Origin of the sequence: Adhaeribacter soli (genome assembly GCF_008727925.1) — a bacterium.
Lineage (GTDB): Bacteria > Bacteroidota > Bacteroidia > Cytophagales > Hymenobacteraceae > Adhaeribacter_A > Adhaeribacter_A soli.
This window is the reverse complement of sequence record NZ_VTWT01000003.1, coordinates 1-16,905: the sequence shown is the minus strand read 5'-3', so window position 1 is coordinate 16,905 and position 16,905 is coordinate 1. Positions and strand designations below refer to the sequence as shown.

Genomic DNA, 16,905 nt, shown 5'->3' with positions numbered 1-16,905 from the left:
TGCCGGAAACGCTAGGAATTTTGGATGAAAAGCCGGAAACCGTATGCTTTTGTACTAAAAAGTGGCTTAGGCCATGTTGTGGTAAACAGCCTGTACGTCATCGTCTTCCTCGATCTTTTCGACCAGGTTCTCGATGTCTTCCGCTTGTTCGTCGGTAAGTTCGGTGCGGGTGTTCGGGATGCGCTGCAGCTCGGCGGAAGTTACCGGCAGGCCGCGTTCTTCCAGGGCTTTCTGCATGGCTCCGAAGTCGGTAAAGGCCGTTTCAATAATGATCTCGCCATCGTGCTCGTAAATATCTTCCGCGCCGAAATCGATCAGATCCAGCTCCAGCTCTTCCAGGTTCAGGCCTTCGGCTGGCAAGCGGAAAATACCTTTACGGGTGAAAATAAAATCGAGGGAGCCGGTTTTGCCTACCGCGCCGCCCGCCCGCGAAAAATACACGCGCATGTTGGCAATGGTGCGGTTTATATTGTCGGTAGCGGTTTCTACCAGAATGGCAATACCATGCGGGCCGTAGCCTTCATACACCACCTCGTCGTAATTGCCTTCTTCCTTGCTCGAAGCGCGCTTAATAGCAGCATCTACGCGGTCCTTGGGCATGTTCACGCCTTTGGCGTTCTGAATGGCGGTCCGGAGGCGCGAGTTGGCATCCGGGTTCGGGCCGCCTTCTTTCACCGCCATCACAATTTCTTTGCCTAAGCGCGAAAACGCCTTCGACATTTTATCCCAGCGCTTAAATTTGCGGGCTTTACGGAATTCAAATGCTCTTCCCATTTCTTATCGTAGCACAGTTTATTTTTAGAAAGGTAAAATTAATTTTTTCCCTGCACAATGAATAATTTCTGGAAAGGGTTTTACAAAGAAACTTTTAGTTGTGGTCTGTCTGGTGCCTGAAGTCAAAAATGCATGGCTCCATTTTAATTTCCGGTAAAGCCTCCTTTAAAAACTGGAGGCATTTGCCTGGAAAGCCCATAGGCAAAGCAGGTATTATTTCCTGTCCGGAACCAGTACGAGTTAATTTGCTTCCTTACACCGCATATCACTTGGCTTAAAAACGGCCTTTAGTTCTATTGCCGGAAAAAATTGGAATTAATTAGCAGGTTCTTCCTTTAAGATAGGAACTTATTTCTAAATTTTTGTATTCTCCCAAAGTCTGCTAATAACATCTGGTGCAAAGCTTAATAGTGCCTCGTTCGGCCACCTATTGTAGCTTTAACATGGAATTATGCTGAAGAAAAGATTTTTTTTCATTAAAGCTTCATGCAACGGCTTTATTTTGGGTAGTTAAGAACGTGTTGTATTGGACCTTGTCTCTGTTGGATAATTTATTTCACTATTTATAATCTATGCTCAAATCATTTACTCACTCGCATCCCTTAAAATCCAGGGCCGAAATCGGGTACAAACAAAAAAAGCATGCTGCACGAAGAGCTTCCGGGTACCAAGCCGGATGCTTTAAAGTGATGTTGGTCTTGCTTTGTTTGCTGCCGCTTAGCCGCCTGCAGGCGCAAACCACTTACACCTGGACGGGAGCAGGAGGCAATACCGCCTGGATAACCCCGGGGAACTGGTCTACCGGCTCTATCCCTTCAGCCGCAACCGATATTATTGCCTTTAATTCCACTGCTACAGTTACGGCAATACCTTCCATAATCATCGGCAAACTGGTGCTTTCCGGTAATGCCAATGTTACCTTGCAAGGCACTACTGCTACAGTTACTTTAACCATTAGCGGCGGAAACGGCATAGATTTAGAAATTCCAACCGGAACGTCCTTGACCTTAGGCAATACCTCCAACAGCTTAACGGTAAACTTTAGCGCTGGCACTACCGCTACAATAGATGGGATCCTTACCCTTTCTGGTCCCGGCACAACTAACGTTTACAATAACTTCAACGCTACAAACGCTGCTGTTACTATTAATGGAACTATAAATAATGCGGGCCTTATTACCAGTCCGGCCGGTACGTTAACTTTCAGCAACGGCTCTACCTATAACCATAACTTTACTACTGCTACCGGAACTGTACCTATAGCAATCTGGGGCGCAAACTCAACTATAGTTTTCGGAAAATATACTGCACTTTCTTCCGTAATTCCGAACCTGACGGGCCAAACCTTTGGCAATATCACCTGGAATATTACCGGAAACTCCACCATGAACCTGCTATTAAACGGAGGTACTATAACGGCAGCAGGTACATTCTTTCTGCAATCTAATGCCAGCACGTATTTAAGGCTGACCAACGCAGCAAGCAACAATAATTTTCTGGTAGTTAATAACTTCGTGCAGGCGCCAAATACATCCATAGATTTTTCCAGCACCTCCGGCAGTTCTACCTTAAAAGTAAGTGGCAGTTTTACGCAAGGTGCCGGAGCCAGCCTTACAGAATCGGGAAGCGGTTCAGGCACGGTTGAATTTAATGGTACTTCTGCCCAGAATGTAACCTTTGCTACTCCTGGCATTGCCAACACTATTAACGTAACCGTCAGCAACAATGCCGGCATTAATTTAACGGGTACAATTCCTGTAAATGCCGGAGCAACGTTAACCATCGCCAGCAACGCTGCTACTCCTGTAAATGGCGGAGCTGTTGCTTATACCGGAACTACAACGCTGGCCTATACATCTGCCACCGGTGCGATAACTGCAACTACAAGAGAGCTGCCCGCCTTAAATGGCCCCACCAACGTAACCGTTAATCTTACTGCTCCTGCACCGAATAATACTCTCACCTTAACCGGAAATGGCGCTATTGGCGGTACGCTTACCTTAAACAGCGGTCTTATCCTTTTAGGAAACAATGATCTGACCATTGGAGGCACCTTTCTCGGAACAGCTTCCGGTACCCGGATGATTGTTTTAAACGGTACGGGCCAGCTTAAGAAGACCTTTGCATCCGGCTCATCTTCCTTTATTTTCCCTGTCGGACGGTTTAACGGCAGCACGCCGGAATACACCCCTGCTACAATCAGCTTCGCTACCAATACTGCTGCCAGAACAATCGGGTTAAGAGTAGCCGCCGGAAAGCACCCGAACATGGATCAGGGAATTACCCAAACCAGCTACCTGAACCGCTACTGGAGTTTTACCGACGATAATGCAGCAACCGGTACTTACACGTACACTGCTAATTTCACCTATCTGCCAGCGGACGTAAGCGGGACAGCAACCAGTATGCTGCCTAACCGCTGGAACGGACAATACTGGGCTCAATTAGCCGGTTCTTCCGCTTCTAATGTTCTGAATCTCTCTTCTCAGGCCAGTACAGAAAGCCCTCTGAACAACAGCGACTTTACCGGACGGTTTGTTTCCAATCGCACTTATACCTGGAACGGCTCGCAGTCCAATGATTATACGGTTGCCGGAAACTGGACGCCAGGCCGCGAGAACTTGAGCTACAGCGATGTGCTGCAATTTAACTCCGGCAGTACGGTTACAGTAACCAACATACCAATGCAAACCATCGGTCAGCTTTTTGTAACCGGAAATACCACAGTAAACCTGCAATCTGCCGGCTCCAATACGTTAACTATTTCCGGCGGCGCCAATACCGATCTAACTGTTGAAAGCGGTTCTTCCCTGATCCTGGCCAGCACCGGTACCAATAGCCTTGGCCTGGCTTTTTCCGGCACCGGCAATGAAGCTACAATTGCCGGAACGCTCCACCTGAAAGAAAATACTCCTGCTACTTTCCTGAATAGCTTAAATACCGCAAACAGCATTGTAACCGTAACCGGAGTCCTTAAAAATGCCGGCGTTATTACTTCAGCTGCTGCTTCACTTCTATTTAATGCTGGATCTACTTACGAACATGCCCGGGACGAGGGGGTTGTTGCTTCAGCTACTTACAACACTGGTTCCGATTTTTTAGTTACCGGAGTGGTTTCGAAGATGCCTGCAGGAATACCTTCCAGTTTGTGGAATTTTACCTGGAATTGCCCAAGCCAGACTACCGGTATTTTATCGCTTAGCGGCGCGCCTGGAACAGTGAATGGGAACCTTACAGTGAACAGTACCGGAACTGGTAGCCTGTTGCTGGGCGGAAGCTATACAATGACTGTAAAAGGTAACCTGCTTTATAATGGGGGTACTACCATCGTTAGTGGTAATACTAACGGAAGCGGGACTTTCACCGGTACGCTTAACGTTAATGGTAACCTGGTTCAGAGCAATGGTATTCTGGATCTGAGCAATGTAACCGGCGGTACCCAAAAGCTCGTGCTTTCAGGAGACCTGATCCAGTCTGGCGGTACTATTACCAATACCGGTGTCGTTTCCCCAACCATTACTTTCGGAGGAGCAGCTCAACAGAATGTTACTTTTGCTTCCGGCGGCGTAACCGGGAAAGTTGGCTATATAATCAATAATACCGGTGGTATTAATTTAACCGGTAATATGCCGGTAAACAATAATGCTGTACTTACCATAAACAATGCTGGCAGTCCGATCTCAGGATCTGGGGCGGTAGTATATTCTGGTATCAACAACCGACTGGAGTATGCAGCCACTTCCGGAATTCAGACAACTACCGACAAAGAGTTCCCTTCTACCAATGGACCTGTTAACGTTACGGTAAGCAATGCCCAGCTTATCCTGAATTCCAGTAAGACAATTGCCGGCACCTTCACGCTGACCAATGGTCAGGTAATTTTAGGTACTAATAATCTTACAGTAAACGCAATTAATATTACTTCCCCTTCTGCAACGAAAATGTTTGTTGCCGATGGAACTGGTCAGTTGAAGAGAACAATTGCAGCCAGCGCAACCAGTACGGCCTATCTCTTCCCGATCGGCGATATGACCGGCACGGCAGAATATTCTCCGGTTGAGCTTACAATTGTAACTAATTCCACCAATCGTACCATTGGCGTAAACGTGGTAAACGATGTGCACCCGCAAAACACGGTTAACGGCGCTCAAACCAATTACCTGAAACGTTACTGGAAATTCACCGACAGCGGAAGTGGCACTTATAGTTATACCGCAACCTTTACTTATCCGAGTGGAGATATAACGGGGGCTAATGGTTCTATTAAAGCAAACCGCTGGAATGGTGCGTACTGGACCCAGCTACCAACTAATGCCCCGACCAGTGGTGCAACCAGCAGCAGTTTTAACATTACGCCTGCTCAGAATGAAGCGGTTGGCCAGTTGCACAATAACGAATTTACCGGCCGGGTTAACCCATCGCTACCCTATACCTGGACGGGCAATACTTCTTCCGACTGGAATACCGATACGAACTGGTCACCTATCGGCCTTCCGACGAGCGTGGATGATGTAACGATCGGCAATGCCTCGGCCGCTAACCAGCCGGTAATCGCTGCCGGAAATACCGTTGCCTTAACCAACCTGCTTATTAGTGGTGGTTCCTTAACCCTGGATGGTTCGGCAACCCTTACTGCCTCGGGCAGTGCCTTGCTTACCGGCGGCAATTTGACGCTGAACGGAACCTCAGGTTTTACTGTTAACGGAAACTTCACTTATGCTGCACCGGCAACCACGGCTTTTGATTGCGGCAGTACATTCACTTACGGTAATACCGGTGCCCAAACCATTTACGCCCTGAACTACGGGAACTTAACTTCTACCGGAACCAGTGCTGTTGGTCGGACCCTTGAAAGCAACGGCGTTCTGAAGGTTTGCGGCGCTTTTACCCCCGGAAGCAATACCTATACTACAACCGGCAGTACCATCGAGTTTAATGGTACCGGCGCGCAAACGGTTCCTTCTTTCAGCTACCATAACCTGATCGTTTCCGGAAACCGGACATCAGGCAATGTAACCTTAGGTAGTTCTATTAATATTGCAGGAAGCTTTACGGCTCCGGCTACGTTTACTACCGGCAGAATTGCGCCGGGTACCGGAACAGTAACGTTCACCAGCGCTGCTTTGCAGGAAATTCCGGCAATAAATTACAATAACCTGACTTCTAACGGAACAGGTGCCAGAATACTGGCGCAAAACGGCATTATTAAAATTGCCGGTACCTTCAGTCCGGGAACAAATATTTATACCGTAGCTGGCAGCACAGTAGAATTTAATGGTACAAGTGCTACAATTCCAGTCTTATCAGTAAGCTCTGGTGGCCATTACAATAATTTGATCCTTTCGGGTACCGGTTCTTATACTTTAGGTAGTGGCTTAATTGTAGATGGCGATTATACGCAGAGCTCCGGAAACGTAAGCACGAATTCCAGTACAGGTAGCAGCCAGACAATAAACTTTAATAAGAAATTCAACCTGAGTGGCGGCGGCTTTAACGGCTCCCTGGGCAATGCCAATAAACTAACGATGAACATTGCCGGCGCCTTCACGCAGACTGGTGGTAATTTCAATGCAGCAAATTCCCAGGGTGTTTACGAAATAAATTTGAAAGAGAATTTTGACCTTTCCGGCGGTACTTTCACTTTTATTAATAACGGATCTGTAAATAGCGTAGTGGTAAATGTTGGTTCAGCCATATCACCGAAAGATGTTTCTGTATCTGGCACGGGTTCTATTTTGCTGGAGCCTCTTAATTCAACAACTGCAGGCGCGGCTTCAATGAACGTGTCGGGTAATTTTGTTGCTACCAGCACATCTGGCAAGATTGTAGACTTTGGAGGAACAACTAGCGCTACGGGAACTATAACGGGTAACGAAATAAAGATTGCCGGTAATTACACTAAGTCCGGATCTGGAACTTTCAATGTAAGCTCATTAAGCACTTCACCGAACGGATTTGTATTCAACGGTACTTCAAACCAGGAATTCACTTATTCAGGAACAAATTCAGCTTATTCTCCATATATCGTAGCTGCAGGCAGTACCTTAACTATGAAATCGGGCTTAGGCCTTGGTGCTTTACCACTTGCAAGTGTAAATTCAAAGTTTATTGTAAATGGTACGCTGAATCTGGAGGACAAGGTAATTTCTACCAATACTACAGGAGCCTCATTTACTGCCAATGCGGGTGCGTTGGTTAAAACAGCACACGCTAATGGCCTTAATGATGCTATTACTGGCTTTGCTACAGGAAAGAAAACCTTCGATGCCGGCGCGGATCTGGAGTTAACCGGAGTGGCAGCCATCGCCCAAACTGCTTTCCCAACAGCTGTCCGCAATCTTACGGTTTCGAATTCGAATACAGTAACCTTGGGCAGCAGCATGGCAGTGAGCGGCGCTTTCAAACTGAATGACGGAAGCACCTTGGATATGAGCACAAATCAGCTGACCGGAAACGGCTCAGCTGCTGTAAACGGTACGGTTAAGACGGCAAAAGCTGAAGGCTTCTCCGGTTCTGCCAATACGGCCCTTACGGCTACAGCCATTACTTTAGACAATGCTTCTACAATTGAATATAACGGAACCGGTGCGCAAACCATTTCAGTCCGTCCGGATTACAACAACCTGATCATCAGCGGAGCGAGAGGTAATGCTTCGGTTACGTTAGAAAGCGGTACTATTGGCGTGAAGAATACCTTTGCTCCAACAGCGACTTCTGCCAATGCAAATCCTTATTTAGTAACTGGTAATACGATCGAGTTTACCGGTGCTGCTCAAATTGTGCCGGCATTCAATTACCAGAACCTGAAGATCTCCGGAACTGGTACTAAAATGTTGGAAGGAAATGTAAAGGTGGCCGGGGCTTTAACGCTGAACCAGGGCATTCTGGAAACTTCTTCAGCTTATAAAGTAACCTTAGCGCAAACAGCTACCATAACGGAAACAGACGCGAGCTATGTAAACGGAAACGTGGAAGCTTCTGCTGATATGAACCAGATAAACACCCAGAATGCGCCGGGCAACGCTTTCACTTTCAACGGCATCGGCCTTAGACTGGAACCAAGCTTAACTTCTACAGCTTTCCCGGGACTGACTACCGTAACCCGCGTAACCGGAACGCCGGTTAGCGGAGCGAACGAATCCCGGAGCATTGCCCGCGTATTTCATATTCATCCGGCTACCAATGGCAACCTGAACGTGAACATGACCACTTCTTACCTGGAGCATGAGTTAGGTACGATCAGCGAAGACAACCTGGTGTACTTTAAATCGGAAACCGGAAATGCGCCGTGGCAGCCGGTAGGCTTTGCCTCCCGCGATAAAGTTGCTAAAACAGTATCGATCAACAATGTGAAAGGTTTCTCAGTATGGGCCTTAGGCGATGCTACCAAGCCACTGCCGGTTGAGCTGGTTTCCTTCAAGGCAGTGAAAAGAGGCTCCGAAGCCCAGCTTACCTGGATCACTGCCATGGAAAAAGACAACAGCGGTTTTGAAGTAGAAGTATCAGTAGATGGCAGAGCCTTCCGGAAGATCGGATTTGTGGCCGGAAGCGGTAACCACAGCGGTCAGCAGACCTACACCTTTACCGATACCGAAGCAGCTAAAACCGGCTTGCGTTACTACCGCCTGAAGCAGCTAGACCTGGATGGTACCGCTACTTACTACGGACCAAAAGCGGTGAATTTCGGCGAAGCGGCCCTAGTGGTAAAAACCTGGCCAAACCCGTTCTCCGAAAACTTTACCTTGTCGGTAGAATCTCCGCAAACTGAAACCGTTTCGATCAGCCTGACCGATATTGCCGGTAAAACAGTACTGAAGCAGCAGGTAAAAGTAAACAAGGGCGTAAACACGCTGGAAATAGGCCTGGATAAAAAATACCCGGCCGGCGTTTACTTCCTGCATACCCGCATCGGCTACAAAAACATTCAGACCAAACTGATCAAACAGTAGAAAACGGTACTGAATAGATTTAAAAAAGGGAAGCCAACAGGCTTCCCTTTTTTTGTTTGAACTCCGACAGATGCAGTTATTGTGCATGGAGAATCTTAACCTCTGCATGCACTTTCCACTTCTTCCTGAAATTAAACAGAAAGTAGTTTTGAGTGTTGTTTGAGAATGTTATATTTAAACGCACTTTATTAGCTGCCTATGAATCTTAAAAAGCTATTTATCCTGACCTTGCTGCTTGTTCCTGGCTTCCTGCTGACTTCCTGTGATAAGGATGATGATAAACAGAATCCGCAACCCGCACCAGCCGTTGCCAAATGCTTGCTTACTGAAGTAAATCAGGATTCTACTTACTGGCAGAAACGTTACTTTGATGCGAACGATCTGCTGGTGAAATATGACTGGAAATATTATAGTAGCTTATATACTACGACTTACGTTTACAATTCACAAAACCAGGTAGTAGAACAAACGCAGGTTCAAACCAACGGTCCTGGCTATTTTTATATGACTTACACTTACAACAATTTGGGGCGCTGGCAAAAACGTCTTACTTATACCAAACAGAATGGCGCTCCGGTACTAAATCGAACAACTTCGTACACTTATAGCCCTTCGGGCCAGTTACAAAGGAAAGATGAAGATTATAATCTTACGGGCGACCCCAGCACTTATACAACCTATTCCTTTACCAATAATAAAGTTGTTGCTAATTCTTATTCAAATTCAGGAGTGCTTTATACAATTGAAGAATTTGAGTTTGATAATAATAAAGTCCCTTCTGCAGATGTAATTGCTTCTACTTATGGAAATGAGTTCTTTATCCCGCATAATATAATTAAATACACCTTGAAATATGGAAGTGGCGTAGTCGATAGATCAAAATCGTATACTGCTACTTTAAACTTTAACCCTGCCGGGTATCCAACCACCAGAATAGAAACAAACGGATACGGTGATGTGAGAACGGAAACCTATACTTACAGTTGTAAATAAAGGGGCTCTGCAAATTAAGACAAAGGCACGATTTATAGCTCAGGTCAATTCCGGACTATTTTCTTACTTATTGGTAAAGAAATCGTTTCTGATTTTTTGAGCAGCAAACCAACCAACAACCCTAAAATACTGCCACCCAACCCATAGATCAGCGGATTGATTTCCGTTTCCAGGTACAAAGCCAGTATCCAGACCGCCATCCCGGAAAGCATGGAAAGAATTGCGGCAAATGGAGAAACCGGCCTGGCCAGCATGCCGGCAACCAGAGGCACAAACAACGAAACCAGGCTGAGCGCCGAAGAAGAACTGACCAGTTCAAAAATATTACTTTTCATCAGGGCCAAACCCAAGGAAACTACCGAAACCAGCAGCACGCAGAACCGGGAAAGGCGTAGCAATTGGGTATCGGTAATGGCAGGTAAATATGGCCGGATAATGTTCTCGCTTAAGATGGCTGCCGGTGCTAAAATCGCGCCGCTTGCCGTACTGATTATGGCCGAGATCAGTGCCCCGAAGAACAGTACCTGAATTGCCAGGGAAGAAGAGTTCAGAATTAAATGCGGTAAAAGCAGTTGCAGGTCGCCGTGCAGTAATTCCGGGTGCAGCACCTGCGCGTAAAGCGTAAGCACCAGCGGCAGCAGGGCCACCGTTAAATACAGAAAGCCCGCCGCATAACTCGACCACACCGCTACTTTCTCCGACTTCGCCGACATCACCCGCTGAAAAACGTCCTGTTGCGGAATAGAACCCAAGCCAATGGTGATCCACATGGCAAAATAATTTATCCAGTCCGGAACGCTACGGGTTTGCGGATAAAAATCGAAGAAATTGGCCGGTAGATCTGCCGTTACCTGTTCGAAAGGAAGCCGCTGCACCGTAAGAAACGTTACTACCAACAGGCCGCCGATGATCATGATGGTTTGCAGAAAATCGGTAATGGAAACCGACCACATGCCACCCATAAATGTATAAATTACCACCACAGCTGCCCCTGCAAGAATTCCGGTGGTGAGTGACAAGCCGGAGATCAGGTTCAGGATAATACCGATGGCCACCATTTGCGCGGCTACCCAACCGAAATAAGAAACCACCAGGAAAACCGAAGCACTTATTTCCGTAGCCCGGTTGTAACGGATCCGGTAAAAATCGCCGAAGGTAAGCAGGTTCATCCGGTAAAGCTTTTTGGCAAAGAACAAGCCTACCAGGAACAAGCACAACGCTGCCCCGAAGGGATCTTCGATTACGCCCAGCAAACCGTTTTCGGCAAATTCCGACGAAGCGCCCAGCAGGGTTTCGGAACCGAACCAGGTAGCAAAAACCACTGCCGTGGAAATGTAGAAAGGCAATTGCCGGCCGGCCAGCAGGTAATCGGAAGTGTTCTTCACCCGCCGGGCGGCCCAGACCCCAATAAAAACGTTCAGCAGCAAATAAAGGCCAATAAAAAGAAGCAGCATACGGGCAGTTTTTCCGGAATAAAAGTACCGTTTTTCAGAAGTTTTTTCCTCCTATTCCGTAGTACGCCAAACAAATTATAGGCACTTTTTCAACCGCAAACCCTACTGTTCCAGCTTCCGGGTTTTTAGAAAAAACTCATCAGGTGAAAACTGCATCAGGAAAACGCATATATTGGCTGCATTAACAATTAATTTCCCTGAACTATGAAAAGAGTGATCGGCATTGGCGGCGTGTTCTTTAAAGCCCGCGACCCGGAAGCGTTAAGAGCCTGGTACCAAAAGCATTTAGGCATCGATTCTGAAACCTGGGGTGCGGTTTTTAAATGGAATTCGCCGGAAACGCAAGCACAGCAAAAAGATTTTTACACCGCCTGGAACCCGTTCCCGGAAACCACCAAATACTATGAGCCCAGCGACAAACCCTTCATGGTAAACTATGTGGTAGAAAACCTGAAGGAATTGGTAGCAGTTTTACAGGCCGAAGGCATACCGTTAATAGGGGAGATGCAGGAAGAAGCATACGGTAAATTTGCCTGGATCATGGACCCCGAAGGAAACAAACTCGAACTCTGGGAACCTGCCTGATAGCATTGATTTGGAACGGTATCTTTTTGGATTGGAAAACCGAGGAATTGGTACTGTCAGAGCGTTGTTCATCTGCTGCCTTCAGCCTTGCATGCCGCTGTAGGAAATTGCCGTAACTTTCACTTCTTCCTCGTTTCGGCCAAGCGTTAACGGAAGGGTTTCGCCAACCTTAGCGCCCTGAACCGCCCGGGCAATGGGTGCTACAAAAGCAATTTTCCCTTCTGCTACCGAAGCTTCGTCTACGCCCACAATGGTAAACGTTCTCTCCAGGCCGGGCTTTCCTCCCTTAATGGTTTTCAGGGTAACAGTGGCGCCAAAACGCACTTCATCGGATGGCTGCCCGGCCGGGTCCACTACTTTGGCACTGGCCAGCCGCGAAGCCAGAGCACTGGTCCGCCCGTTCATAATATTCAATTGCCGGGTCCGTTCCGCAGCATCGTCGCGGTTCGCTTCTATCTGGGTTCGTTCCGCTTCCAGCGTTTGCATTTCTGCCCGGAGCAATTCCAGTCCGCGCGGGGTTACGTAATTGGGTACGCCTGGTGGCAATGCCGCCCGCGGCGGAATAATGGGCGGTTCGCCCGCATCGTCTTCTTTTACAAAAGCTCTGCTCATAAAATGGCCTAACGTAAAGCTAAGTACCAGGTTTTCTGAAAGGCTTTCGGGTAGGCATAGAAACAAAAAAGGAGAAGCAAGTGCCTCTCCTTTTTAATAAATGAAGATTGATCGTTCTTATTTCTGAACGGAAATCCGGTAAGTACCTACTTTATCGTCTAAACGTACTTTTACAAAGTAAATGCCGTTTGAAAGCTTGCTCAGGTCTAGCTGGTTTTTCTGGTTATTCAGCGCCGAAGTTTTGTAAACCTGCTGGCCAAGTGTGTTCACAACCTCTACAGAAATTGACTTGGCGGCTGTATTGGAGATCTCCACATTCACTTTGTCGGTTGCCGGGTTCGGGTAAACCAAAACGGAGTTTCCTAACTCGTTCGCCAGACCGGAGATATTGCGTTCCGTAATGTTAATATCATCTACTGTCAGGAAGAACTGATTCGGATCGCTGATTACATGGAAACCAACATGGTAATTACCGGTTGTGGCCGGACGGATTACAGAGGTTGTTCCCGGAGTCATGGTAGTGTTGTTAATGTTTAGATTTGAGAAAATGGTGCCACCGGTCATGGCTGCAGATGTAGCGGCATTTCCCCATCTTACCTCCAGTTTTTCCGGATAAGTTGTGCCCTGGAAGGCGGCTGCGGCATAGTTAAAAGTAACAATATATTCCTTAGACGCATTCATGGCAATTGCCGGTGTAAAGAACCAGTCGTTGCCCGGTATGGTAGTGTCGTCATCGTTATACACGTAGATCATACCTTGCTGGCCGGTCGTATTGTAAGCATCGTTCATCCAGGTAAAATTATCATTGTTCGAATCTTCAATAATAAAACCGCACGGAACGGCTGGCGCGGTAACCAAATCAAAGTCCTGCGTGTAAGGGAAAGAAGTAATGGCCCCGGAATTAACGGTAACTTTAACAGCTGCTGAAGTTGCAGTTTGAGTGATAGCAGTACAGGTAACTTTTAAACGGTACCAGCGATCTGCAGAAAGGGAAGGCGTAGTGAATTTTACGCCGGCAGCGGTGCCGCCCGTTACGTTAGCCCATGGATCATTTACGCCGTTATCATCCGATTCTTCCCATTGATAAACCAAACCGCCAGCGCTGGAAGCACCGGTAGCAGTTAGTTCAACGGTTTCACCTATACAAATGGTAGCCTGAGAAGCAGCAACGGTGCCGGCCGATGGAGCTGCTGAACATGGAGAAAGCTCTGTAATTACCAGGTTATCCATTAATAAAACATACCGGTCGGCAGCACTTTTGGCATAAAAGCCTATGTAGTACGTGCCGGTGGTAGTAGGGCGAATGGCAGCAGCAGTACCGCTTGCAAGGGTTGAATTGGTAATAGAAGGCAAATTCAGCACTGTGTTGGCAGCTGGCATACCGGCTACTGTTGGCGCATTGCCCCAGCGTACTTCCAGGGCTTCCGGGAATGCGCTTAAAAGGGCAGCATAATCGAAAGTTACTATATAATCTTTATTGGCTTGCAGGTTTAAGGCTGGCGTAAAGAACCAGTCGTTGGCGCCAATAGTAGGATCGGCGTCATTGTAGAAATAAGCCATCACGCGGTCGGTGCTGCCTGCTTGGGCCAGGTAAGTATTCCAGGTGTAACCATCGGTATTGGCATCGTTTAGGGTAATGCCGCATGGTAAATTATTAGAAGTTACCGTGTTGAAATCCTGCGTATAAGGGAAAGTAGAAACAACAACGTTGTTAAAAGTTACTTTTGTAGCGGCAGAAGTTGCGGTCTGGCTGCTTGCCGTACAGGTAACCTTTAACCGGTACCACCGGTCTGCTGAAAGGGCCGGGGAAGTATAAGTATAAAGGTTGGCTACTCCGCCTGTTACGTTCGCCCACGGATCGGCAACGCCATTGTCATCCGATTCTTCCCATTGGTAAACCATACCATTGGCAATTGTAACTCCGGTCGCCGATAATTGGCTGGTAACGCCGGCACATACAGTAGCCGGGGTGGCTGTAACCGTGCCGGCTACTGGTGTTCCCGTACAGGCAGGTGCAGCGGTAATTGTAATGGTATAATCTTCGGTTTCGCCGCTGCCAAAAGAAGTACAGGCATTTGCCGCACCATTAGCATTGCCGCTTAAACGGCTGCGTACCCGCATGCGGGTGGTGCCTGGTAAAGCAGAGAAGGGCATTATAAAAGAAACCGAAGCAGTAGTACCACCTGGATTATTAGCGGAGATCTGAGTCCATTCGCTGGCATCAAAAAGGTTGTTCTGGTTATAATCTATCCACAGGGAAATATTGCTGTCGTCGGTAGTTTCTACATTAAAAGTATAAACGTTGCCCTGCTGAAGCGAAGCGGTAGTAGAGCCTGTAGCCGGAAAAGCAGTGTAACCATTAACCGAAGCGCTGCCGCAGCCTGAATTCAGATTACTTAAGGTAGTGCCTGTAATAGTTACCGAGTTAATGTTATCGGTAGCATCGCAGGGTAAACTGTGCAAGTTGGTGGTGCAATATTGAGCTTCTGCTGCAAAGGCAGTGCATAAAGAAAGTATAAAGGCCGGTAGCACTCTTTGCTTTACAGCAAAGGCAGCAGTTATACCTCTTTTAAAAAAAGAAGTAGAAGTTTTTTTCATGATAAAGAAGATTATTTTTAGCGGCTAAAGGTAATTAAAATATAAGAGAAACGTAGGGTGTTTGTTATTTTTTAACAACGGTGTAATTTATGGCCTACTAGGTGTCATAAATATTAAGCTGGTTAGGGAAACCCCAAAGGAAATCCTGATACCCGAAGTCACCTTGATCTGTGTAGGGTTCATACTTCCTTATAATTCCGCTACAAAGTAAAAAGGTAAGGGTGCCTGAATATTCGTAGCTAGAATAAAAATATATAAATGCCGGTATTATAATGATCAGGTAATTGAAGTTCCTTTCAGGTTATGCCCTAATTTTTAGTTCGCTATCTGGTAAGAATACTGCGCTTTAAGTAGTCATTAATAATAGGAATGGAAGGATTGAAGACCTTGTAGTGCCTTTATGTTTCTGCCGCAAAGGGAAGCGGATCAGCAGAAAGGTCCTTTAGAAAGATAATCCCCTCCTGAATGGTGGTTCCTGGTTTGTTCAATCATTAATTAAAGGCTATTATAATGCAAGCCGGAATATAATCCTTCATCCGGATTACTTATTTTAGCTAGCCCATTATATAGAATAGAGCCTTTAAAACGGCTTAAACGGAGGGTTAATTTAGGAATGTCTGAATTTCTCTTCCTTTTCCAATACTATTTCAGGTAATGTCTTGAATACTAGTGTTAAATGGCTTTTGTCCCTAAAAGAGGTAGCACTTTCCTATACAATGCACTGAAAAGAATGGGTCAAAAATTGCAAAAAACGGTTCGTCCCTTCGCTTCACCATCCATTAAGGTTTTTACATTGCCAAGACCATCATACAGGTTGCAGGAAAACTGTGCCTTGGAAATCATTTGCGAAGAACCGTCAGAATTCGGGTAGTGCTCCACAATTCTAAACATACTTCCCGATTGGTTGCCGGTACCCAGGTCAGAGCTCCAGTATTTCCCATTATTATCAGTAAAGTAAATAACTACGCCGTCCAAAGGTATGTCATTGGTGCTGTCGGGTGAATGACCAAAAGTATAAGATCCAAGCCGGAACATACCTTCTGTAAAATTACAACCAGTAGGCTTGCTGCCAAAAGTTTTAACAAGAACAAACCCGGCAGATTTAGAAGAACCAGAATTGGTCAAAGAAAGAGATTGTTCCTCTACATAGTAACCATTTCCTAAAGTGCCCTGAGAAGTAGCATCACTTCTAAATCCATGTATGCCATCTTCTATCAGAATTTTTTTACTATCAATAAGGCCAGAGAAGTAAAATTCCGACCGGGAGGCCGGATAGGTTATGGCCGGCTCTTCTTCAGTCTGACACCCAAATAAAATCAAAGAAAAGGAAAGTAGCAGAAAAGGTAAAAGATGCTTCATAAATTGAAAGACCGGAATAGTAAATGTCCGCAACAAAGGTAAGCATAATAGAAACCAGAAGGAAGATAAAAGCCGATTGGCAATAAAAAGTAGAGAAGACCTTAGCAAGGGGAAAGAAGGGAAGAAAGGAAAAGGACAGTCAAGAAAATAATTCTTTCTGAAAATGTAGTTGTTACCGGAAAGTTAATGTTAAAAAGCAACAGTGGCTTGCAAACTCCGTTTAAGGCTGCTACTTTTGCATCGCAATTCAGCAGCAGGCAGGGTTGAAAGAAGAAGATGGAAGGGCTGAAAAAAGAATTTACCAGGAATTGAACTTCGGTTCCTAAAGTTTGGTTCTACCTCAGGCTACAATAAGTAGCTATCTTAATTTCGGGGCAGTAAGGCAATCTCACTTCCAGTAATCAGCTCCGGAAAACTTCAGAAAATATTTTGATGAAAAGTTTGCAGGAATGAAAAACATTTCTGACTTTTGCACCCCGATTCAGAAGGAAGCGGGAAAGCAAAAGGGGCTTACGGTTTGAATAAGGCCGGTTTTTAAAAGAAAGATCTTAAAAATAAATTTGTTTTAAGATTTGGAAGTT

The 16,905-nt window shown here is 46.2% G+C and carries 8 protein-coding genes; 3 read left to right on the top strand and 5 right to left on the bottom strand.

The features are described from left to right. Nucleotides 1-66: 66 nt before the first annotated feature. Nucleotides 67-774 (bottom strand): YebC/PmpR family DNA-binding transcriptional regulator, encoded by a 708-nt coding sequence (locus tag F0P94_RS06320; RefSeq protein ID WP_150902987.1) that lies wholly within the window; start codon nt 772-774, stop codon nt 67-69. A 689-nt stretch (nt 775-1,463) separates the two neighbouring features. Between F0P94_RS06320 and F0P94_RS06315 the strand changes: the two genes are divergently transcribed. Next, a complete protein-coding gene (locus F0P94_RS06315; RefSeq protein ID WP_191906944.1) occupies nt 1,464-8,723 on the top strand; it encodes a T9SS type A sorting domain-containing protein in 7,260 nt (2,419 codons plus the stop codon). 198 nt (nt 8,724-8,921) lie between these two features. Next, nucleotides 8,922-9,716 (top strand): hypothetical protein, encoded by a 795-nt coding sequence (locus tag F0P94_RS06310; protein ID WP_150902985.1) that lies wholly within the window; start codon nt 8,922-8,924, stop codon nt 9,714-9,716. 44 nt (nt 9,717-9,760) lie between these two features. Here the strand turns inward: F0P94_RS06310 and F0P94_RS06305 are convergent, their stop codons facing one another. Continuing rightward, nucleotides 9,761-11,170: a sodium:solute symporter family protein gene (locus tag F0P94_RS06305; RefSeq protein WP_150902984.1), complete on the bottom strand. Its 1,410-nt coding sequence runs from the start codon at nt 11,168-11,170 to the stop codon at nt 9,761-9,763. Between the two features lie 204 nt (nt 11,171-11,374). On the opposite strand from F0P94_RS06305, the gene F0P94_RS06300 reads away from it, so the two are divergent. Then, nucleotides 11,375-11,755, top strand: a complete 381-nt coding sequence (locus F0P94_RS06300) for a VOC family protein (protein ID WP_150902983.1) — start codon at nt 11,375-11,377, stop codon at nt 11,753-11,755. Nucleotides 11,756-11,836: 81 nt separating this feature from the next. On the opposite strand, the gene F0P94_RS06295 is transcribed toward F0P94_RS06300, so the two are convergent. The 3 genes from F0P94_RS06295 to F0P94_RS06285 form a co-directional block, all read right to left on the bottom strand. Then, the gene (locus F0P94_RS06295) at nt 11,837-12,367 is read right to left on the bottom strand and encodes a GreA/GreB family elongation factor (protein WP_150902982.1); all 531 of its coding nucleotides are present in this window, start codon (nt 12,365-12,367) and stop codon (nt 11,837-11,839) included. Nucleotides 12,368-12,484: 117 nt separating this feature from the next. After that, nucleotides 12,485-14,830: a T9SS-dependent choice-of-anchor J family protein gene (locus tag F0P94_RS06290; RefSeq protein ID WP_191906943.1), complete on the bottom strand. Its 2,346-nt coding sequence runs from the start codon at nt 14,828-14,830 to the stop codon at nt 12,485-12,487. Between the two features lie 870 nt (nt 14,831-15,700). Further along, nucleotides 15,701-16,324, bottom strand: a complete 624-nt coding sequence (locus F0P94_RS06285; RefSeq protein ID WP_150902980.1) for a hypothetical protein — start codon at nt 16,322-16,324, stop codon at nt 15,701-15,703. Nucleotides 16,325-16,905 lie beyond the last annotated feature (581 nt).

What these genes read in the sequence shown, in the direction of transcription:
- F0P94_RS06295 (WP_150902982.1), bottom strand. Translation starts at nt 12,367, where the DNA reads ATGAGCAGAGCTTTTGTAAAAGAAGACGATGCGGGCGAACCGCCCATT.
- F0P94_RS06315 (WP_191906944.1), top strand. Translation starts at nt 1,464, where the DNA reads ATGTTGGTCTTGCTTTGTTTGCTGCCGCTTAGCCGCCTGCAGGCGCAA.
- F0P94_RS06320 (WP_150902987.1), bottom strand. Translation starts at nt 774, where the DNA reads ATGGGAAGAGCATTTGAATTCCGTAAAGCCCGCAAATTTAAGCGCTGG.
- F0P94_RS06310 (WP_150902985.1), top strand. Translation starts at nt 8,922, where the DNA reads ATGAATCTTAAAAAGCTATTTATCCTGACCTTGCTGCTTGTTCCTGGC.
- F0P94_RS06300 (WP_150902983.1), top strand. Translation starts at nt 11,375, where the DNA reads ATGAAAAGAGTGATCGGCATTGGCGGCGTGTTCTTTAAAGCCCGCGAC.
- F0P94_RS06285 (WP_150902980.1), bottom strand. Translation starts at nt 16,324, where the DNA reads ATGAAGCATCTTTTACCTTTTCTGCTACTTTCCTTTTCTTTGATTTTA.
- F0P94_RS06305 (WP_150902984.1), bottom strand. Translation starts at nt 11,170, where the DNA reads ATGCTGCTTCTTTTTATTGGCCTTTATTTGCTGCTGAACGTTTTTATT.